This window comes from Lysinibacillus sp. NPDC058147 (assembly GCF_042884205.1).
Classification (GTDB): Bacteria; Bacillota; Bacilli; order Bacillales_A; family Planococcaceae; genus Lysinibacillus.
The window spans coordinates 253,507-275,268 of record NZ_JBHVUJ010000006.1; the positions used below are offsets into that span (position 1 = coordinate 253,507).

Genomic DNA, 21,762 nt, shown 5'->3' on the forward strand with positions numbered 1-21,762 from the left:
ACTTTAAAATTCATCCACAACAACACAACTACATGTCAACACGTTGTAGGTACAAGTTAAATCAAAACAGTATAGTGAATATTCCAAAAATTACACTGAAGTAAATATATAATTTTAACCATAAATATGTCAATAGCCCAAATTAAGTCATATTATATAATTTTTTCGCTATTAATCTCTTAGGAAAAAGTTGACTCATCTGAGAATACAGAAGAGTCAATACATCTCTAAAAGCTCAACCCTCTTAGTAAAAAAATATTATTTCCTCGCATTAAAATCTCTAGATTATATAATATAAGAAAGGAATATTACACCATTTATTATATGTTACATTATATTTATGGATATTTTATCTAAATCACTTACACTAAACATAAGATAAAGTGAAATTTAATCAGAGGGGGTTTTCTTCATCCCTCCATCGATTGGGCTTTTACAGGCGGTACCAGATGAATTACTGCCCAAAGATGTAGAATCAACTGAAAGGAGTTGCAACATGGAAGAAATTTTAACGATTACGAATTTGACGAAGAGTTATGGTAGTAAGGAAATATTAAAAGGAATCGATTTGCATGTCTCGAGAGGGGAAATAATTGGTTATATCGGTCCGAACGGTGCAGGTAAAAGTACCACTGTCAAAATTATATTAGGGATCGAAGGCGATTACGGTGGCGAAATTAAGCTTTTCGGAGAGAATATCGACAAAGACAGTATTGAATATAGACGGAGAATTGGCTATGTCCCAGAAATAGCAGATGTTTATGATAATTTAACTGGTTATGAGTATTTAACCTTCATCGGCCAGCTTTATGGTCTTGAATTAGAAGTCGCTGCGGATAAATCAAAATCCTTAATGGAATTGTTTGGTGTTGGTGAAGCTTATCATTCAAGGATATCTTCTTATTCCAAAGGGATGCGACAAAAGCTATTAATTATCGCTAGCCTTATACATAATCCCGATTTGTTATTTTTAGATGAACCGATTAATGGATTAGATGCAAATAGTGTAATGATTTTCAAAGAAATTTTAATCCAACTGGCTGCCCAAGGAAAAACAATATTTTATTCCTCTCATATTATGGATGTTGTCGAAAAAATCAGTAGCCGCATCATCCTGCTGAATGATGGGAAAATTGCTGCCGATGGGACATTTGCCCAACTACAGGCAGACAATACCGAAGGGACACTGGAAAGGATTTTCAACCAATTGACAGGCTTCCATGATCATCAGGAAATTGGTGAGAAATTCGTTTCTATTGTACGAGAGGTATAATCATGAAAGATTTCAAAACTCTCCAACTGCTTGATAAGATTCAATTTATTTTTGTGAAAATGGGCATCGATTACGAGATCATGAGGAAGATCCTCCATATTAAACTAACAATGGATGAACGTAAAGTACCGACAATATTTAACCAAGCTTCAAATAAAAACAAGAATGAGAAAAAAAACGGCTACATCAAATCTTTATGGATTTATGCTTTAATAGGGCTTATGTTAGTTCCTTTTATGGGATTTGGTCAAAACTATCTTTTCCAGATGAGTATTACTTATGCAATGATTATTTTTATCATCATGACAACATTGATTTCTGATTTTTCTTCGGTACTTTTGGATGTACGGGACAGAAGCATCCTATCGACTAAGCCTATTTCAGCTAAAACGATCAATGCGGCGAAATTTATGCATATTTTCATCTACTTAACGTATTTAACTATTGCATTTACCGCCATCCCCCTTATGGTGGGCCTATATAACCAAGGATTTGTATTCTTTATTTTAACTGTGCTCTTACTAGTGTTAATTAATATTTTTATAGTTGTTTTAACCGCTATTTTATATATAGCTATTTTAAGATTTTTTGATGGAGAAAAGCTGAAAGATATCATCAACTATGTACAAATCGGCTTATCATTAATGTTGATGATTGGCTACCAAGTTCTTATTAGGTCCTTTGAGTTCGTTAATTTTGATATGGTTGTAGTGTTTCATTGGTGGAGTATTTTTCTAATACCTATGTGGTTTTCCGCTCCTTATGAGCTACTGCTAAACGGTGACACCTCTTTATTTACAGTGGTATTCAGTATATTTGCTGTCGTCATGCCAATCATCTCGATATGGCTATATGTAAAGCTGATTCCAACCTTTGAACGTAATCTGCAAAAACTATTAAACACAAGCAAATCGAAAAAAGAGAAGAACAATCGACTTAAAACTCTTTTGTTATCAATCATTTGTAGAACTAATGAAGAAAGAGCTTTCTACCGTTTCGCCTCTCTTATGATGAAACAGGAGCGAGAGTTTAAACTGAAAGTATATCCATCTTTAGGATTTTCTTTTGTCATTCCATTTATTTTTATGTTTACTTTTTCAAGGTCTGAAGCTGTTGACTATTCCGTTAGCATGGGCTATTTAAATATTTATTTCAGCATGATAATTATTCCATCAGCTGTGCTTATGCTCGGACATTCAGGAAAATATAAAGCAGCTTGGATCTATAAAGTCTTTCCAATGAAAGACTATACAAACTTGAAAAAAGGTACCTTAAAAGCATTTTTAATTAAGTTGTATATTCCATTGTATATTTTTCAAAGCATCATTTTCTGCTGCATTTATGGTACGAGAATAATCCCAGATTTATTGATTGTTTTAGTAACAAGCTGCATATACACTGTCATTTGTTACATCGGCATGGGAAGCAAGATTCCTTTCACAAAGCCTTATAATGAAGTTGGTGATGCCCAGAGCTGGAAAGCCTTTATATTGCTTATCCCTTTAGGTGTTTTGGTGGGACTGCATTACTTCCTGGCAGCTCATATTTCTTATGGCACCATCATTTACTTAATCGTGCTTGTCATCATAAATTCCCTTCTATGGAAATTTGCGTTTAAGCGTACAAAAACGGCTTGAGCCTGAGCTCAAGCCGTTTTATTATATCAATTATGCCTTGGGATAATTGCGTCTGGATTCGGCTTCAGTCGATGGGTTTGGACATCCGCTGAAAAAGAAACTTAAACCAGCATTCATCTCACCACCTACAAAGGCGGGAGAATTCTGTAACTGCCGTTTCACTTACGTTACATAAAACACTTGTACCTGTCGCTACGCTTTCGGTACAGAAAATAATTGCAGAAAGAAGTTAAAAAGCTTTTCTCTCATATATACGAATTGATAGTAACCACGAACCAATATATAATATAACGATTGTAAAGATAGCTAAGAAATACATTTGCGTTTCTTGTAAAGTTATAAATTTCTGTGTTAATTCTCTTAGTTTATCATTAAAATTAGGGACAAAAAACTTAATCGTTACTAGATAAATGCCAACTAAAGCACCTGAAGCAATCACTAAATATTGTCTTTTAAATTTATAAAAGACTGGAAGCATGAATGAAATAGCGACCATAACAAGACCGATAATTAGCAATATAGCTTTCCACGAAAACGACGTTCCTGTTCCATTTATGATGTAATTCCCTACATAAGTAATCATTAAAAATAGTGCTGTAAATATTAATGCGCCGACATATTTTGAAGTAACAATTTCCTTTCTCGTATATGGGAGCGAATTCAGCAGAATATTAGCATTATCTTTTTCATCGTAAGAAAAAGTCATATTAATAAATACTAGACTATATAAAGGTACAATAAGAATTGGAGAAACGTCTGCAAATAAGTAGATTATTATAGTAGCAATGTAAAATAAAATTACGTTCTTTTGTATTAAAACATCCTTAAATATAAGGTTAATCATACAATTACCATCCTTTTTTCGTATAATACATAATATCTTCGAGCGTTGGCTTTTCCACAATAACCGTATCTCCAAATATGTTTACGACACGATTTTTATCAGCTGTTAATGCTTCAAAGCCCGTGTTCGTTTTTCGAATTGAAATAAACTCTTGTTCTGTTTCACGATCCAGTAAATCCAATGTCCCTTTTACAATGGCATATTCTTCTTCAATCTTATAAAATTCTTTCGTGAAAATATGTTCTCCGTTATGAATAAAGGTAATATAATCCGCAATCCGATCTAAATCTGTTGTAATATGTGACGAAAAGAAAATTGTTTTTTCCTCATCCTGCATTAACTCATGCAAAATATTTAATAATTCTCTACGAAATATCGGATCGAGTCCAGCAGTTGGCTCATCCATAATAATTAATTCTGCATGATGAGCTAAAGCAATAGCTAACGAGGCTTTCATCTTCATTCCCTTCGAAAAGGTCTTCATATTTTTATTCAATGGTAGTTCGAACTGATCAACATAATGTTTAAAAACAGTATCATCCCATTTTTTATAAGCTGGTTTAATAATCCTTTTCATATCCTTTAAAGTCATATTTTCATAAAAGACATTTTCATCATAGACAAAACCAATACGTTCCTTTATTTCTTTCTCATGTCCCTTATAATTCATACCAAACAACGAAACAGTACCACTATCTTGCTGTAATAAGTTCATAATCAATTTGATAGTTGTTGATTTACCTGCACCATTTCCACCAATAAATCCAGTTACAAAGCCTTTCTTAACGTTAATGGAAAGATCTTTTATCTGAAATCCTTTATAAGATTTATGAATATGCTGTAATTCAATAATATTTTCCATCATTCATCCTCCGTATACAACAAAGTAAGCATTTCCTTAAGTTCTGTTAAGCTAATGTCCATTTCCTTCGCATTTTGAATGGCAACCAGCAGATTTTCTTCGATTACCTTTATTTTTCTTTCTCTCATCAATTCCTTATTTTGCTCGGAGATGAACGAACCTTTCCCAACAATAGAATAAATGAATCCGTTTTTCTCAAGCTCTTCATAAGCACGTTTTGTAGTAATAACGCTAATTTCTAAATCCTTTGCTAGCTGGCGCATCGATGGCAATGACTGACCTTCATTTAATTCACCTGATAAAATTAGTTTTTTAATTTGAGCATAAATTTGCTCATAAATCGGCTCTTTTGAGCTGTTTGAAATAATAATTTGCATGCAATAACCTCTTCGCGAAATATTGTGTATATACTATATATACAATATATACACACCAAACGTATTTTGCAAGTGAAATTATTATTGAACTTAAAAAAACGAAAACATGAGATTGTTAAAAAATCACAACCTCATGTTTTCTGTTTTACATTATTTAGTTGATAATACTGCCAACTATGACCCTAATTAGCTTTAGCTAACTATTTAATTGGAGCATTATTAATTGTTGATAATACTTCATTCACCTCAAAGATCTTCCCACGGATATCGGTAATACCAAAACTTGTTAATCGTTCTGAATGCATGACTAAATATTTTTCAGCATCTGTTTTGGTTTCAAATAAATAGATCCCACCAGATTCTTTAGTCGCAGCACTCTCAGTCCAAATCTTCCAAATCATGCCTGGCTCTTTGTTAATACTTTTTGCTAAATCTGCAAATGCCTCGGACATTTCTTCACCGAATGGGCCGTCCATCGTAAAATCAACTTGTAATAAATATTTCATGATTAACACTCCCTTTTTGATTTTTTCTATAATAATTAGTTTTATACAAAAATGACTCTTTTATTTATTTACAAAATAAGTTTCACCAAGTATTTCTTTCGCATCATAAGCAGTTGATGAAAGCTCTTTTTCAACAAATATGTTGATATCTTTTTGTTCAATATCGTACATTACTTCAATCTCTTTCGAAAAGAGGAGCTTTTCTTTCTCCAGTAAACTAAAAAGAGCTGGCTGTTGCTTAGGCTGTAATTCATCTAAATTAAGAACTTGTTTTAGCCCACTAGTATAAGAATCTAACGTTCGGCTACCGACAATTTTTACACCTTTATTTTCTTCGTTCAACATAATAATAGTTGGAAATCCTCTAACGCCTAATTGTGAAGCTAGCGCAAAATCTTCAGTTAATAATTGCTGTCCAATTGGTAGTTCGGCTTCTTTTACAATTTTTTCTCCATCAAGTCCAAGATTATTAACGATTTCAATTAAAACAGAGTTCTCGGCAATATTTTGATTAAACACGAAAACGGCCTCTCTAGCACGGCGTAAAAACACATTTGCTAAATCCCCATTGTGTTTTTGGATTACTTTAAAAACTCTAGAAGGAGGATAGGACGATTGAATTGGATTTTCAAGCCAAAGCGTACCATCAATTGGCATACGACTATGCTCGCCAACCTCTCTCCAGTGTCCCGCAACGTCTGATGGACTTGATATACCATTAGATACATCAGCAAAGCCAGCCCATTTTTCTAGCAAACCTCCCATAATAGTATGGAAATTGACATAATAACCATACTGCTCTACAAAACGACGCAGAACTGGCTCTAACGCCCAACAGTGTGAGCAAATTGGATCTGTCACATAATATAAATCAATCGATTTCCTTTTTTGACTGAAATCGATTACCTGCATTTCATCATCTTCTGAAACACCGCATACTCCCGTTTCTAAATCACAGATTAGATTATTATTGTTCATCATCATTTTCACCACTTTCCTTTTAATATTTTTATAAATAGGAAAACTTTGCTGTATCGTTTTCTAAAGAAGTATATTTGCTTTATAAGCGTATTTTAGTAAATAATGAAGTTCAGCAGTACCGATAGTTCCTTCAATTTGTCGTATATACAACACATTGAAGAAATTGTTTAAAAAGTAGGAGTGATACAACAAAATGACTCAATCAAAGACCGATCTTCGTGTTCTTCGTACTCGCAAATTAATCATGGATTCTTTCATTGAACTTTCAGGTAAAAAAGAATTTAAGGATATTACTGTGAAAGATATTACGACAGAGGCTATGATTAATCGCGCAACATTCTATTATCACTTTCAGGATATATATGACCTATTGGAAAAGGTATTATCAGAAGTATTATTAGTTGATTTAAATTGTAGTAATTTCGAAAAGGGCGAACTCAATGAATTATCGATTATTCAAATTTTTACAGCCATAACGAACTTTCAAAAATCTTTATCTTTTCGATGTCATAGAGGATACGAAGATACCATTTCCCGTATTATTAGGGAGCATCTCGAAATCGTTTTTTACAAGTTGTTGTTAAAACAAAATAATTTGAAAGAGGATGTGGCACTAAAAACTACTGCTGTCATCCTAAGTTGGGGAATTTACGGTGCTTCTATGGAATGGATAAAAAATAGTATGAATACATCTCCAGAAGAATTTATTAAATTGTCAATTCCTTATATACTATCTGGAATTACTTTAGAGTCCAGAAACTAGTGTGATTAGAGTTTTCTATCACATAAAAAGTGAGCATGTTTTGAATAATCTTTTCATAACATGCTCTTAATATTTCTCCATTGGTATGAAGATTCTACTTATATTAACGATTTAAACTCTCTATATATTTTTCAGACTCATCCGCTATTCGCTTAAATTCAATATCATGTATATAGTGTGAGCAATCTAATTTTATTAATGTGCCGTCTTTATGCTTACTGATGAACTCCTTTTGAAATTCATTCCACTCATCTTCATTCCAACCTGTTCCTTGACCGTTTGAAGCGAACAAAAGAATAGGCACATTTGGGATTTCAGCCGATCCTACTTTTTCGGCATTTTCCTTAATATGCTTAATTTCATTCACCATATTTTTAGTTACTGTTCTACGATAAAAAATCACTTTATATAATTCTTTTTCCTCATCTGTCAAAGTTCCATATTTGATGGCATCACTTTCAGAAAGGCACGGAATCCATCTAGTAAAGCCAATATTATCGGCAAAGGCACTTAAATGAACTAGAGGCATATTTATATCATAATCTTTATATGCAGCAGGAACAGCCATATCCAATCCTATAATTGCCTTCACTTCATTCGGATAGACTTGAGCCCAATACAATGCCTCAATACCAGACATAGAATGAGGAAATAAAATATATGGTCCTTCGACATCCGATTTTAATAGAGCTTCTCTTGTTTCTTGTAAAATTGTATCAATATCACGCTCAGAATCTGTAATGTCACTAAAGCCATAACCTGCCTTTTCAACGACAACGATTTTATATTTATCGCTTAACAATGAATATAATGATTTAAAATCTAAAACAGGTGAGCTTGTGCCTCCTCCAGACATAAATACAAGCGTTTCTTCTCCATTTCCTTCTATGTACACATTCATTTGATGACCATTCACTTCTACCATTTTCCCTGTTGGCGTAAATAATTTATCTTCTTTTGATAATTGTATTTGATGAATAATATAACTTGTCGTAATAATCAACAAAAGTATCGCTGTAATAATTGAAAAAAGTATCATTATTCGTTTAAACACTGTCTTTCAACCACCCCTCTTAGGATTTTTACTATCCATCAAGACTAACTTAATTAATTTCCCCCAACAGAAGATACCATGGTTTTTAGAGTTCTAAAATGTAGTCGATAAACTGCAACTTTTGCCCATTCATTTCGAACGCATTATCATCTATATACACTTGTTTAAAACCATTCTTTTCAAGAACCCTTTGAGATGCAATATTATTTGTTGTTGTTTTTGCTTTGATCTTTTTTACACTGATTTCTGTTTCTAATAGTAGCTTTAAGGCTCTAGCCCCTATTCCTTTTCCACCATATTCTTGTCCCACTCTATAACCGACTTCTGCTATATCATTCGTTGTATCTATATCTACTAAATTAATTCTTCCGATAATATTGCCTGAGTTATCTCTTATTAAGTAGAATTTCGATTTTTCTTCCTGTTGTTCTGCTAAAAGCTCTTCATGTCTTATTTTAAACGTTTCAAAATTATAATAATCTTCTCCACGACTAGGTACCATTTGCTCAAAGAATTGTCTATTGTCCTTTTCGAACTGATATAATTCTTTTGCGTCACGTTCTTGTAACCTATTAATTGATATTTCCGAGCTAACTCATCTCCTCATTATAAAAATATGTATTGTAATCCATATTTAAGAAAAAATAAACTCTTTACGATATCATACCTAAGAGTTTGTTTATAATCCATTGGAATCCTGAGATGGAAAAAATATGAATAACGACCCGAATAAAGAGAAAAATCACCCCTCTAAATCTTTCAATCTTCTCCGAATAGTAGCTTCTGAAACGTGCAGTATTTGTGCAATTTCTCGATTACTTTTTCCAACATCCTTTAAATGCAGCAATTGTAATTCATTTATAGCTACTTTAGGACGTCCGTTTGAATTCCCTCCACGCCATTCCTTATTTTTCTTCTTACTTCTCAAAAATTTCCCCAGCATTTTCTCACCTTCTCGTGCGTCATAACTCTAAATTATCACTTTTATAGCCTCTTTGTAAAAAAAGAAAGTAGCTCAATGTCTACTCTCTTGATTGTTTAGGAAAAATATAAAAATAAAAAACGAAACCAATAATAATTGCGGGTGGTAAAGCAATTCCTATATTTTGTACAAATGCACTTGCAAGTAGTTTTAAAATTGCAATAATATCTTTAGATAAAATGTTTTGATACTGTTCTGCACCTGTCAACCCTTTGATCATTAAGGTTACAACAAATATAATGATATAACTAATTAAGCTATAATTAATACTTAACTTTATTTTTTCTTTATCATCGTTCTTTTCCTCTAATAGCAATGTTTCCACACTGATATCAAGAATCTCCGATATTTTCAGCATATTTCTCTTACTCGGATAACCATTCCCAAGCTCCCATTTGGATATAGATTTATCACTAACATCCAAAATCTCAGCTAGTTCTTGTTGAGTAATTCCTTTTTCTTCTCGATATCTTTTTAATTTTAAACTTAAAATATTTTTCTCCATTTTACCACCCTTCCATTACCTTAATTTATTGTAATTATCACATATTGGAATTTCTATTAACAGGAATTTTCGAAAATAGAGGAAATAGAACACTATATAAAAATGCGACAAAACTCATTAAATAGGTTTTTGTCGCACTTTTTATTGAAAATCCATCTGAAATAACTATAAAACTTATATATTCTTGTTCGAAAACTCAGTATGCAACAAACTATAGATCAACATATCTTTACATTCCCCAGTAACACTATGGCATTCAAATTGTCTTAAGCAGCCTTCTTCCATAAAGTTGAATTTCGACAATAGTTTCTTTGAAGCTATATTTTCCTCTGTAACAATTGCCTGTATTCTTACTAAACCTAACTGATCAAATCCTATTGATAATACTGCTTTAACAGCTTCCGACATAATACCTCGATGCCAATATTCTTCAGATAATTCATAACCAATTTCAGCTCGTTTGCCTGCAAATTCACTTAAAAAAATAGTACCAATAATTTCATCGGTTTCTTTGTCAGCAATAGCAAAACGAATAATCCAACCTTCATCACAGCCTTTGTTCCAAAAATTAATTACTTCATAACTTCTTTCTAGAGTTTCTGGTCCATTCAATCAAGATAACGATATACATTTTCATTTGAATAATAATTGAATAACGTAGGAGCATCCTCTAACTTCAATTTTCTTAATTTAATGAGCTCAGTTTGTACTGATGGAAAAGAGGTCCCTAATACTTTGGTAAAATTCATTTTTTTCTCTCTTTTTTTAAATGATTATCAAAATAAACTAAAGGTGAAATTTCCAAAGAAGCTAATTCGATTATATCTGACCTGCATTACCGAAAAAACCTTCTACATATTTCATAAAAGAAAATAAGCCAATGTGGTCTATAACCACACTGACTTTTTGTTTTCTTCTTCTTTTCTCTTTTAGTACAATCCTTTGAATACTCTTTGATGATAAATAGTATTTTCCGCTCAAAGTAGCATATTCATTCCCGATAGTACCAGGTCCCTAGTTCTTTTTATATTCAGTTTGTCACCTACTAATATAAATTGTGAATGTAAGGATATTCAAAAAAACTAACAATGTTGACTTTCTCAAAATAGGCATTTCCGATCTGTTCAACGCTTCATAAAATCACTGAAAAAACAAAGGACTTTTATACTCCATTCCGCCGCAAACTAAGTAACAAGTCTCTCAATCTATTATTGACATTCCTGTTTTATTGCATAATACTATACTTAAAATTTGAGTTTTTGTAGGTATAAAGTTTCTATAAAATCTCAAAGGAGGAAACTATTTGAAAAAAAGTATTAAGCGACGATTATTGTTTTTTACATTAAGTTTGCTGTTATTGTCATCTGTAATCAATTCAGTAATAGGTGTATGGGTTGTTAGTAAAAACAGTAAAGAAGTTTTAATTGAGAAAGCTAATGAACAGGTTTATGAAATCGCCAAGCAAGCTGAAACTATATTAAATTCTGAGAGTGACCCCATCCAATCTTTACAGGATTTTGTGGAGTTAAAAGCACAGCAAGAGAATGTGACTTATGCTATCGTCATTGATTCCAATGTAAAAGCAGTGGCTCATAGTGATAAAGAGAAATTAGGAAAAACTTATGAGGATGCATACACAATCGATGGTGCTAAGCACGGAAAAAAACAATTTACGAGATGGTATGCTGAAGTTCAAGGTATTTGGACATATGACATCATGGAGCCTATCTATAAAGATGGCGAACTTTATGGAGTAATTGATATCGGGGTGCCTGAAAGCGGTATTCAATCTATTACAAACTCTGTACTAAGCTATCAGATTATTACAGGCATAGTGAGTTTTATCATTATAGGCGCTCTAATGTGGTGGATTATTGGTCGCATCGTTACTGCCATTAAGAATCTTGAAAACGTTATTCATCAAACTACAAGCTTAGACTTTACCGAAAATCAGGAATTAGAGAAGCTATTAAATCATCAAGATGAAATTGGTCTTATGGCAAAAGGCATCTCCGGCATGCGCTCTGCATTAAAGGATGTTACCGTCAATATACATAAAACTAGCTCCGAGCTATCAGATTCTTCAAAGATTCTTATTCAAATAGCTGAAGATACGGTACGTACGACCGATGAAATTAGTTCAGCCATTAATGAAATGGCAAAAGCTACAGAAGAGCAAGCTCATGATACAGAAAAAAGTGCCGAACAATTAAATCAACTATCCGGAAACATTGATCGTGTTATTGAGCACACAGAAAAGATCGCTTCCATGACAGAGGATATTGATCATTTAAGTAATGAAGGTGTAGAAACTGTTAATCAACTCTCTGTTTGGTCAGAGAAGAATCGTGAATCTTCACAACAGGTAAGTAACATCGTTCAAGAAGTAGATAAAACTTCATCTGATATATCAAGTATCGTTAATACAATCACAGATATCGCAACTCAAACTAATTTATTAGCTCTAAACGCATCCATAGAGTCAGCTCGCGTTGGTGAAGCAGGTAAAGGTTTCGCAGTTGTTGCTGATGAAATTCGAAAGTTATCTGAACAGACATCTAATGCTACTGAAGATATTAAGAATAAAATTTCTGCAATTCAGGATATTTCTAAAAGTGCTGTGCAGGAAATTAATACGAGCCTTAGCATTGTCGAACAAAATGCAAAAGCTACAAAGGATACTAGTGAAATCTTTAATACAATAAAGACGGCTCTAGATCAAACGAGTGAAATGGCACAAGAGGTGAAACATTTATCTCATGAGATGGATGAACGTAAGGAACAAATCATTAGTGCCGTACAAAACATATCTGCTTCTGCAGTAGAAACCTCTGCTGGAACAGAACAAGTATCCGCTTCCGCAAATGAACAACTTAAAAGCATCGAGACTGTCTCTGAAAAAGCTAAGGACCTAAATGCTATTGCCGATGCATTAAGAGACGAAATGAAAAAATTCACTATTTAATGTAAAAAGCTGATTCAAATTATGAATCAGCTTTTTTAGTATATATCTCTATATCAATTTACTGTCTTTGAGTAAATCATAGATAATTGTGTCTTTTGTTTTATGAATACCAAATTTACCTATTTGTTTTAAGATAAATGGAGCATCTACATCTGTTAATTTTTTACCATCAAGTAAGCGCGCAGTTGAAGATAATAAAGTACGAATGTCAAAAGTAGATGCAAATACTTCTGGAACGCCTCGATCAATATCTAATAATTGATAAACGGCTTCCATCGCTGTTCTTACTGAATATTCCGTTGTGAATACAGTATCTCTTTCTGTTTCACTAAAGTTCCCAATGAAGGCTAAGTTAGCAGATCCATTAGGAACAACTAACGGACGATCTCCCATTGCTCTAGGCATGAAGTAAGATGTTATATAAGGCATGTAACATGGAATAGTATTACATGAATTTTGCGCAATATCCGGTATTTCGTCTACAGGTACACCCATATGGTACAACCACTCTTGCGCGATCTCTATTCCTGAACATTCAGTGATACTCTTTTTAATAAAATCACCTGGTTTATTTGATAGTAAACCATAAATCCAAACGACTAATTGGTCTTTTGGTTGATTTTTAAAATGAGGTTGTCGGTTTAATGTATAACTTAGCATCCAATTAGAATCTGTAGCAGTTACAATACCACCTGTAACTACCTTACCAGCATATGGATCTCTTTTACTGATCTTTTCAATATACGGAGCAACTCGATCATCCAATGTAGTAAGTGTTGCTGAAACAAACCAACTTTCTTCCGGAAGATCATCACAGAACTTTTCTGGTCGACCGAATTCAGAATCTTGGGAAGCGATGTTTTTCCAAAGTGACCAGCTTCCTCCTAAATCAGTGCTTATAGGGGCTGGCGTATTATTATCACCATATGTTGTACTTTCCGTGATACTACCATTCGTTACAAACACTAATTCATTTTCTGTTAGCTCAATATTTTTTTTCACACCATCTTGTTTTAACACTAAAGTATGGGCTACTTTTTTATCGCCAACTTTATCAACTAAAACATTCTCTACAACCGTATTAAATTGGAAATCAACATTATGGCTTTCCAAATATTTAATCATTGGAAGTACTAAAGATTCGTACTGATTATATTTTGTAAATTTCAAAGCAGATAAATCAGGTAGACCTCCAACATGATGAATGAAACGCATAATATAACGACGCATTTCCATTGCAGAATGCCATTTTTCAAAAGCAAACATCGTAGACCAATATAGCCAGAAGTTCGATTCAAAGAACTCTTCAGAGAAAACATCTGTAATTTTTACATCCTCTAATTTCTCTTCAGGAGTAAAGAATAATTTAATCATTTCTTCAGATGCTTTATCAGATAATGTAAACTTCCCATCATCCTCAAGTCTTTGTCCTCTATTTTTAATCAATCTACATTTTGAATAGTTAGGATCCTCTTTATTTAACCAATAAAATTCATCTAAAACAGAAGCGTTTTCTACTTCTAATGATGGGATTGAACGGAATAGATCCCATAGGCATTCAAAATGATCTTCCATTTCTCGACCACCGCGAATTATAAAGCCTCTTGTCGGATTTAAAATACCATCCAGGCTACCACCTGAGATATCTAGTTCTTCGAGAATATGAATATTCTCTCCCTTCATTTGACCATCACGAATTAAAAAACATGCGGCTGAAAGTGAAGCTAGTCCCGAACCAACAAGATACGCTGATTTCTCATCAACTCCCACTGGTTTTTTAGGACGTGCAAAAGCCTCATAATTACCATTACTGTAATACATAATACCGCCTCCATAAACTATTATCGTGATATAGCATACCATTAATTAACATGATAATGGTAAAATGAGAGAGAAATTAACAAAAAATTCAATTTTGAAGTTAAACTCCAGACATACTATACCCTATTATTTGACATAGCAATTCATTGCATTTTTATAAATTATTCATTAATGTCTTTTGTTTTGAAGGATTATTCAATACCTAGACATTAGATTACCCTTGTAGTGGATAATCTTTAAAAACTTGGATTAATTGCATGATTTCCTTCTATAATATTAACCATAAAGCTGATAAAGTATACAATCTATAGAAGGCAGCCTTGCATAATTATTATATCAAGAAAATAAAAGGATCGTTCCACAGCCAAGTTTCACAGGCACATTTGATGCAATAACCATCTATTATTTTTGGCGTTTTAAAATCTGCTTAGCTCCATTATTTTATAAATCGTATATATTGTTGCTCCCCAATTTGTAAAACTTCATCATTCATTAATATTATGTCAGTATCATCTTCTACAAGTATTTCCCCGTTTAAAGAAATTCCATTTTGTTTCATTAATCGCATAAACTCATTTTTACTTTTAATATATCCTTCGGCAATTAATGATGGAATAATATCAAGTAAAGACTCTTCCCCTATTTCAATTAACATGGTGGGGATGTTGTCAGGCAAAACCTGTCCTTCATTGATCATACCTACACCCTTTTGCATCATTTCTAATTGTTCTTCCAGTTCTAAAAACATACAATACAACTCCTTAAATATTGAATTAATATTGCAAGTTCTATAAGAGTAAAAATCAATTTCGCCGTGGCGTAATCTTAGGTGTTGCTTTGGTTTCGCCACAGATAAATTGCCACAGGACGTGATGTTCTTAGACTGAGTTCCTCTATATAGGCGTTAGGACACACATCTCATTCATCTTTCCACCCATTTCTGCTGAATAAAGATAAAAAACGCCCTTTAGGAATCAACCTAAAGGACGTGTATGAACGTGTTACCACCTTAATTTAAGAGCTACTCACATAACTCTTCTCAATAGGTACGGCTAAAAGCGATACCTTTGCATTGATTACGGATGCAAACCCGTCGTAGCCTACTAAAGTTCGGTACGCAGCTCCAAGATGAATTCATTTTAACTTTCCTTGCGCCTCTCATCAACCGGCCACTTTCTGTAAGTTCCATTAAAACTACTAGTTCTCTTCAACACTTTTACTCTTATACTCCAAATTGTTATCTACAATTTTTCGTTATGCAAATCTTGATAATTATTATAGTACCTTTATTTGAATTGTCAATAAATTAAAAAGATAAATAAATTTACAGATACAATTTATACTGTATAAAAGGTGTATCCTTATTTAAATAAATTTCGCTTCCGTTTCTGCTAACTTCCTCAAAACCTAACTTCTCCATCATTTTTCTTGAACGTAAATTAGTTTCATGTGTTTCACAAAAAAATTTTGTAATACCAAGTTTCTCGAACGCATTATTTATGAACATTTGGGTTACGGTAGTTCCTATACCCTTTCCCCATAACCTGCTTTCACCAATAGCAATACCTATTTCTGCACTGTAATTTTGAATCTCTGCTAGATCTGCATAACCAATTAATCTATCCTCATATTCAATTCCTACGCGAATAAAATCCTTACGATTTATATTCAAACAGTGCTGCCACCAATTATATAATCCTTCTTCATCTTGATTTTTTTCCCACCCATTGGCTTCACAAAACTTTTCGTCCTTACTCCAATGAAGAACAAAATGATAATCATCATTTTTTAAAGTTCTAAAAATTATTTTTTTTTAGCATCCTCAAACATATTTGATTATAACTCCTGTCCTTTTCTACATTTTATAATTCTGAAATATTCATACACTTATTATACAAAGAAAAAAACACAATATGGTATTTAAATCCAGTCCATACCATCTTTTTAAATGCCTTTAGTATTCAAAAACATGACTGAGAGGATAAAACAATAGCACTTATCATCAGACTCGCTTTTTGGATTACAGATTAACAACGTAGCTTAATTTAGACCTATATTTTTATTACTTCGACAAACTTTGACAAAAATATGTATTTCAGTTTGATATATTATTCTAGAATATAGAAAATTCGAGAATGGAGATTAGAACGTGGAAGCGGAAACACAAACCTACAAATATCCTAGACAAAAGATTAATGGAATTTGGCTCATTATTGCTGGCATAGCAATGTTCTTACTTTTAATAAAATATAACGGCTATCCGAATATTTGGCCTTTTGCTATCGCTTATGTGCTAGGTATGATTTGGCAATTAAACCCTAAAACCCGTGAGAAATTAGCAGTCGGTCCTGGAACACAGGTACAAAAAAGGTGGTCTAATTTTTCTATTTTTTTATTAGCTGTTTTAGTTTTTGTCAGTTTTCAATGTTTTGCCGATGATTATAGAACTTGCTGGCTATTAATTATTTTAGCAGTAGGTATTCATTTCTTAACTTTTATTCCGGTACATGGAAAATTAATGCTTTTTCTATCAATCACTTTAATAATCAATGCATTCATAGGATTAGTCATTACTAACGTAAGTCTAGACGTCCTTTTTGTAATAGATGGCCTAATAAAAATTTTATTTGGTAGTATTTTCATTAAGCTAAGCCCAATTAATTTTTAAAAAAATGAGGATTCTGCTCTGCAGTGATCCTCATTTTTTTCTAGGTATGACCTTTTCATAAGCGAATTTATACCTACATAAATAGTCTATGGTACAAACCGAACCAGTATAAATATATACGATGAGATTCATAAAAATTCAAAAATTTGTTGACTCTATTTTTAATGTGTGTTAAAAATGATATTATCAATTCGGAAAATTAATATTTGGGCAATGATAGGATTAAGTAGTGAAAATCTCCCTATATCAGAGAGCTGGTGGTTGGTGCGAATCAGTATATAGATTATCATGAATTTCGACCTGGAGCATCTTTCATAAATCACACATTGTGAGGAAGTGGAAGACGGTAGAGAATACCGTTATCAAATAAAGTGGTGAAGGATTTTTTCACAACTAGGGTGGTACCGCGATATATATCGTCCCTACGTATGCACGTAGGGGCGTTTTTTATTTAGGTCTTACTCTTGTTGTATCTTCATAACTAGGGTGGTACCGCGATATTTTATCGTCCCTACGTATTTGCGTAGGGACGTTTTTATTTGGGTCTTACTCTTGTTGTATCTTCATAACTAGGGTGGTACCGCGATATTTTATCGTCCCTACGTATTTGCGTAGGGGCGTTTTTTATTTAGGTCTTACTCTTGTTGTATCTTCATAACTAGGGTGGTACCGCGATATTTTTATCGTCCCTACGTTTTCGTAGGGGCCTTTTTTATCTCAATTAAGCCTTCTGCTGAAAGAAGTTAAAAAGAAGAGGTTGTATGAGAAAGGAGTCACGATAGAACAATATTATAAAGACCGAATTGTCATAAACAAAGAAATAGAAAAAGAGAGGAGATAAAAAGATGAAATCACAGCAATGGACATCGAAATTAGGTTTTATTTTAGCTGCAGCAGGTTCAGCAATAGGTCTTGGTGCGATTTGGAAGTTTCCGTATATGGCCGGTATTGGAGGTGGCGGTGCGTTCTTCCTTATTTTCATCGGTTTTACCTTATTAATTGGTTTACCGTTATTATTGGCGGAGTTTGTCATTGGAAGAAGTACACAAAAAGAGGCTGTTGAAGCATATAGGACTATTGCTCCTAATACGCTATGGCCGTGGGTTGGTAAATTAGGGATTGTAACTTGTTTCATATTGCTTTCATTCTACAGTGTTGTTGGAGGATGGATTTTATTATATTTATGGAATGCAATTACAGGTAGACTGTGGGAAGGAAATGGCTCTTACGAAGCAACATTTGGTGAAATCATTTCTAATCCATTTTTAGCGGTTGGATCACAGCTATTATTTATTCTTATGACTATTTTTATCGTAAGTAAAGGTGTACAAAACGGTGTTGAAAAAGTAAATAAGTATTTCATGCCAGCACTATTTGTTTTATTCTTTGTATTAATTATTCGTGCTCTAACTTTAGATGGAGCAGGAGAAGGGATTCGCTTCTTCTTGCAACCTGATTTCTCAAATGTTACATCTGAAATTATTTTATATGCGATGGGGCAATCGTTCTTCTCGTTATCTGTCGGTGTAGGCGTAATGGTTACGTATAGCTCATACTTACCGAAAGAAGAAAGTTTACCACGTTCCGCATTTTCTATCGTCGGTTTAACGCTTGTCATTACATTACTTGCAGGGCTTGCTATTTTCCCAGTAGTATTCGCATTTGGAATGGAACCATCTCAAGGACCTGGTCTATTATTTATTGTCTTGCCAGCGATTTTCAGCAAAATGGCATTTGGAAAAGTGTTCTTCATTATTTTCTTATTACTATTTTTCTTTGCAACGATAACATCAGCCATTTCCATGCTGGAAATTAGCGTAGCCTCTTTAACGTCAAAAGGTACAGGAAAACGCGAAAAAATGGCATTGATGGTCGGATTACTAATCTTTGTTGTAGGGATTCCATCGGCGCTATCATTTGGTGTATTAAGCGATGTGAAATTGTTTGGAAAAACAATCTTTGATTTAGCAGACTATACAGTAAGTAATATTCTTATGCCACTCGGTGTATTATTAGTTGCGATCTTCGTACCGTTTAAAATGAAGAAAGATGTATTAATGAAAGAACTTGGTGTGAGTAAAAATAAAGGCTATAAATTATTTGTAGTATGGTTATTCTTACTTCGCTATATCGCACCAATTGCAATTATTATTGTATTTTTAAATGTAATTGGCGTGATTTAAAATATAAAATGCCTTGAACTTTTATAGACAAAAAAACAAAACTAAAAAGGATTACTTATTGTTCCTTAGTAGTTTTGGTTATACTTTGTTGAGGTAATGGATCTTTATACAGTTCTTGAATTTAAAAAAGCTATAAAACTTGTCTATCAAGTTTTATAGCTTTTTATACTTTGGAAAAGTGATTTCAAAACATGTCCCCGCTGCTCTGTACTTTTACTTTGCCATGGTGTTTGTCAATAATCCAATTTCCACTGGCAAGCCCAAGACCATCTCCCGCTTCTTCAGTCTATGGAAATTTCCCCCACAACGACGTTTTATTAAAGTAGCTTATTTTTCAAATATAAGTTTTTTACAATGGTTTATTTTAATAAAAAGATTGATCATTTTCTGCCTTTGTTGTTAAACAATTGCACCCGTTTATAGAGTAAGGACAACATATGAAGTTTATTAGAACTTCGGAATATTATTGTATCCTTCTATGATATCCCCAAATCCTTGGCCGATGAGAGAGTTCGCTACAGATTGAAGAATTTCCTGTTTACTTTCCACGAGATATTGAGCTTTCGATCGAATGAGTAGATCAAACATTTCACTTCGTTTTTCTCCAACAGCTTCCCAAAACTGTTGAGATTTCAGTAAATCTTCTAACGTCAAGAGAGGGTAATCAGTTCCTTCAAAAGTGAAATCGCCATTCACTTGATACCACACATCCCCATTCTCTCGTAACCATTTTTCTCCGATGTTTTCAACACCCCATCTCATATTTTTGGCTACGTCTAAATAGGATTCCTCTTTTGTTAGTTGATAGGATTCTAGTAAAAAATTCATTTCTCCTAAAGCGTGATTTAAGGATGTATGTGTCTTCTTTGTCTGCTGAGGAGAATAGTAATCGGTCACAAGGTAACCGCCTTTGGAAACTTTAATTATGTTTCCGTTTTTCGCCTGGTCGACTAAAAAATTTGCATAGGTGATGGTTGAGTTTTTGAGTTCTTTGATGTCAAGGATGTCCCCTGCCTCTTTTAGGAATAACGCAATTTTTTCGTTATGCCTTGTATCGATATAGGGAGCTTGGATTCCGTAATCTTTTTTCAGCCACGAACTCGTATACTCCGTTTCCCATAATCCTTTTTGATCTCCTTGAAAAATAAATAAGTTCGCAACAGAATTTAGTAGCAAATCGTAGAAGTATCGCTCCTGCGTAGTTTCATAGTAATCTAATGCCTTTTTATCTTGGACCCTTACTAGGTTTCGCCCATATCCTAACTTTGTTGCAGGTTCAATCGACCACGGAAGTTTTATATAAGGTCCTTCGGCTGTATACCATTTATTAGTTTCTTTGTATTGTTTGGCACTTTGACTAATCCATTCATCGAGTGCTTCTTCTTTTTTAAATAGAGGATCTTTTGACACTAATACCCAGTTTTCAGATAAATCTTTTCCAACTGATTGAAGTGGAAGCGTTACAGTAAGGCCATTATCATTATTAATTAATTCCAAGGACTTATTTTCACTCGTCAACTCCCGAACCACACTCTTGTCCCCGTTCTCATACTTTGCTATCAGTTCTTTCGATATGTAGTTTCGGCTTATCATCATATTGGTTACTAATTTATTGTGTTCCTTTACTTTTAACAGGCCAATAGGATAGGTGGTTGGATCTACACCGGATACATGATCGTGCTCATGTTGAATTTTCTGTCGTTCGAAATCTGTCAGATCATACTTTACATTTCCGTTGATAGGGTACGATATTAAGGCACTATAACCTTTGCTGCTTTTGTTTTGTAATTGAGTGAAAATGAAGAAATCCCCATTATCGATTTCTCGAACAGTGACCTTGATGGAACCTACGTTTTCCCCATCTTCAAATAATTTATAGATCGTTGTTTGATCCATTGAACGAATATACGTTTCATGTGAACTTTTTGTTTTTTGCAATAGTAAACCATTAGCTTCCAAATGTAATTGTGCGGAGTTCGGTAATGCTAGAGAAACCCTCTCTCTAGGTTCAATTTCTTTATTTTCATCTTCTCCTTCAACTTCACCTGCTCTGTTTAATAAACATGAAGTCAAGGTTATAATCGCTAATACGAAGCATAAAATTCTGCCCCAGATTTTCCTATTAATCAAATTGGTCCTCCTGATGTAACTATTCTTTCAAAATCATAACCAGTATTAAATAACAAAAACAATGTTTTATACACATCTAGTTTACATACTTATAAGGAAGTAGCTGAAGAGCCAAACCCATGTAAACAAAGGGATTGACTCTTTTTACATTTTTACTCGTTATGTATGATTCTATTCATCGTTGATTTATCAGTGTTTCTAGCTTACGAAG

At 33.4% G+C, this 21,762-nt stretch carries 20 protein-coding genes and 2 other annotated features; of the genes, 6 read left to right on the forward strand and 14 right to left on the reverse strand.

From position 1 onward, the window contains the following. The first annotated feature begins 496 nt into the window (after positions 1 to 496). Positions 497 to 1,273 (forward strand): ABC transporter ATP-binding protein, encoded by a 777-nt coding sequence (locus ACFVT8_RS18485; protein ID WP_387084648.1) that lies wholly within the window; start codon positions 497 to 499, stop codon positions 1,271 to 1,273. 2 nt (positions 1,274 to 1,275) lie between these two features. Continuing rightward, complete coding sequence (locus ACFVT8_RS18490) at positions 1,276 to 2,910, forward strand: hypothetical protein (protein ID WP_387084650.1); 1,635 nt, start codon at positions 1,276 to 1,278, stop codon at positions 2,908 to 2,910. A 229-nt stretch (positions 2,911 to 3,139) separates the two neighbouring features. On the opposite strand, the gene ACFVT8_RS18495 is transcribed toward ACFVT8_RS18490, so the two are convergent. From ACFVT8_RS18495 to ACFVT8_RS18515, 5 genes are all read right to left on the reverse strand, one after another. Continuing rightward, positions 3,140 to 3,754 carry an ABC-2 transporter permease gene (locus tag ACFVT8_RS18495; protein ID WP_387084652.1) on the reverse strand — a complete coding sequence of 205 codons (615 nt, stop codon included), beginning with the start codon at positions 3,752 to 3,754 and terminating at the stop codon, positions 3,140 to 3,142. A 4-nt stretch (positions 3,755 to 3,758) separates the two neighbouring features. Next, positions 3,759 to 4,616 carry an ABC transporter ATP-binding protein gene (locus ACFVT8_RS18500; RefSeq protein WP_387084732.1) on the reverse strand — a complete coding sequence of 286 codons (858 nt, stop codon included), beginning with the start codon at positions 4,614 to 4,616 and terminating at the stop codon, positions 3,759 to 3,761. Further along, a complete protein-coding gene (locus ACFVT8_RS18505; RefSeq protein ID WP_387084654.1) occupies positions 4,616 to 4,993 on the reverse strand; it encodes a GntR family transcriptional regulator in 378 nt (125 codons plus the stop codon). Before ACFVT8_RS18505 ends, ACFVT8_RS18500 begins: the two co-directional genes overlap by 1 nt. Positions 4,994 to 5,193: 200 nt before the next feature. Then, complete coding sequence (locus tag ACFVT8_RS18510; RefSeq protein WP_387084656.1) at positions 5,194 to 5,499, reverse strand: monooxygenase; 306 nt, start codon at positions 5,497 to 5,499, stop codon at positions 5,194 to 5,196. A 60-nt stretch (positions 5,500 to 5,559) separates the two neighbouring features. After that, a complete protein-coding gene (locus ACFVT8_RS18515; RefSeq protein WP_387084734.1) occupies positions 5,560 to 6,477 on the reverse strand; it encodes a DsbA family protein in 918 nt (305 codons plus the stop codon). Between the two features lie 196 nt (positions 6,478 to 6,673). Here ACFVT8_RS18515 and ACFVT8_RS18520 point away from each other — a divergent pair, with 196 nt between their 5' ends. Beyond that, positions 6,674 to 7,243 carry a TetR/AcrR family transcriptional regulator gene (locus tag ACFVT8_RS18520; protein ID WP_387084658.1) on the forward strand — a complete coding sequence of 190 codons (570 nt, stop codon included), beginning with the start codon at positions 6,674 to 6,676 and terminating at the stop codon, positions 7,241 to 7,243. Between the two features lie 103 nt (positions 7,244 to 7,346). On the opposite strand, the gene ACFVT8_RS18525 is transcribed toward ACFVT8_RS18520, so the two are convergent. The 5 genes from ACFVT8_RS18525 to ACFVT8_RS18545 all read right to left on the reverse strand — a co-directional run bounded on the left by ACFVT8_RS18525 (position 7,347) and on the right by ACFVT8_RS18545 (position 10,396). After that, entirely contained in the window at positions 7,347 to 8,297 is a 951-nt protein-coding gene (locus ACFVT8_RS18525) for an alpha/beta fold hydrolase (protein ID WP_387084660.1), read from the reverse strand. A gap of 85 nt (positions 8,298 to 8,382) precedes the next feature. Continuing rightward, positions 8,383 to 8,880: a GNAT family N-acetyltransferase gene (locus ACFVT8_RS18530; protein WP_387084736.1), complete on the reverse strand. Its 498-nt coding sequence runs from the start codon at positions 8,878 to 8,880 to the stop codon at positions 8,383 to 8,385. 159 nt (positions 8,881 to 9,039) lie between these two features. Then, a complete protein-coding gene (locus ACFVT8_RS18535; protein ID WP_387084662.1) occupies positions 9,040 to 9,240 on the reverse strand; it encodes a winged helix-turn-helix transcriptional regulator in 201 nt (66 codons plus the stop codon). 79 nt (positions 9,241 to 9,319) lie between these two features. Next, complete coding sequence (locus tag ACFVT8_RS18540; RefSeq protein ID WP_387084664.1) at positions 9,320 to 9,784, reverse strand: helix-turn-helix transcriptional regulator; 465 nt, start codon at positions 9,782 to 9,784, stop codon at positions 9,320 to 9,322. 174 nt (positions 9,785 to 9,958) lie between these two features. Beyond that, positions 9,959 to 10,396 carry a GNAT family N-acetyltransferase gene (locus ACFVT8_RS18545; RefSeq protein ID WP_387084666.1) on the reverse strand — a complete coding sequence of 146 codons (438 nt, stop codon included), beginning with the start codon at positions 10,394 to 10,396 and terminating at the stop codon, positions 9,959 to 9,961. A 691-nt stretch (positions 10,397 to 11,087) separates the two neighbouring features. Between ACFVT8_RS18545 and ACFVT8_RS18550 the strand changes: the two genes are divergently transcribed. Continuing rightward, positions 11,088 to 12,749 (forward strand): methyl-accepting chemotaxis protein, encoded by a 1,662-nt coding sequence (locus ACFVT8_RS18550; protein ID WP_387084668.1) that lies wholly within the window; start codon positions 11,088 to 11,090, stop codon positions 12,747 to 12,749. 48 nt (positions 12,750 to 12,797) lie between these two features. Here ACFVT8_RS18550 and ACFVT8_RS18555 read toward each other — a convergent pair whose 3' ends face one another. From ACFVT8_RS18555 to ACFVT8_RS18565, 3 genes are all read right to left on the reverse strand, one after another. Continuing rightward, positions 12,798 to 14,570 carry an oleate hydratase gene (locus tag ACFVT8_RS18555; protein ID WP_387084670.1) on the reverse strand — a complete coding sequence of 591 codons (1,773 nt, stop codon included), beginning with the start codon at positions 14,568 to 14,570 and terminating at the stop codon, positions 12,798 to 12,800. Between the two features lie 436 nt (positions 14,571 to 15,006). Then, on the reverse strand, positions 15,007 to 15,318 hold the full coding sequence (locus ACFVT8_RS18560; RefSeq protein WP_387084672.1) for a hypothetical protein: 312 nt from the start codon (positions 15,316 to 15,318) through the stop codon (positions 15,007 to 15,009). Positions 15,319 to 15,549: 231 nt separating this feature from the next. Next, positions 15,550 to 15,790 (reverse strand) — a binding site (T-box leader). Between the two features lie 104 nt (positions 15,791 to 15,894). Next, on the reverse strand, positions 15,895 to 16,377 hold the full coding sequence (locus ACFVT8_RS18565) for a GNAT family N-acetyltransferase (protein WP_387084738.1): 483 nt from the start codon (positions 16,375 to 16,377) through the stop codon (positions 15,895 to 15,897). Between the two features lie 342 nt (positions 16,378 to 16,719). On the opposite strand from ACFVT8_RS18565, the gene ACFVT8_RS18570 reads away from it, so the two are divergent. Then, positions 16,720 to 17,238: a DUF6609 family protein gene (locus tag ACFVT8_RS18570; RefSeq protein WP_387084674.1), complete on the forward strand. Its 519-nt coding sequence runs from the start codon at positions 16,720 to 16,722 to the stop codon at positions 17,236 to 17,238. A gap of 204 nt (positions 17,239 to 17,442) precedes the next feature. Then, positions 17,443 to 17,665 (forward strand) — a binding site (T-box leader). 418 nt (positions 17,666 to 18,083) lie between these two features. After that, a complete protein-coding gene (locus ACFVT8_RS18575) occupies positions 18,084 to 19,421 on the forward strand; it encodes a sodium-dependent transporter (RefSeq protein ID WP_387084676.1) in 1,338 nt (445 codons plus the stop codon). A gap of 447 nt (positions 19,422 to 19,868) precedes the next feature. Here the strand turns inward: ACFVT8_RS18575 and ACFVT8_RS18580 are convergent, their stop codons facing one another. Next, entirely contained in the window at positions 19,869 to 21,551 is a 1,683-nt protein-coding gene (locus tag ACFVT8_RS18580; protein WP_387084678.1) for a hypothetical protein, read from the reverse strand. Between the last annotated feature and the right edge of the window lie 211 nt (positions 21,552 to 21,762).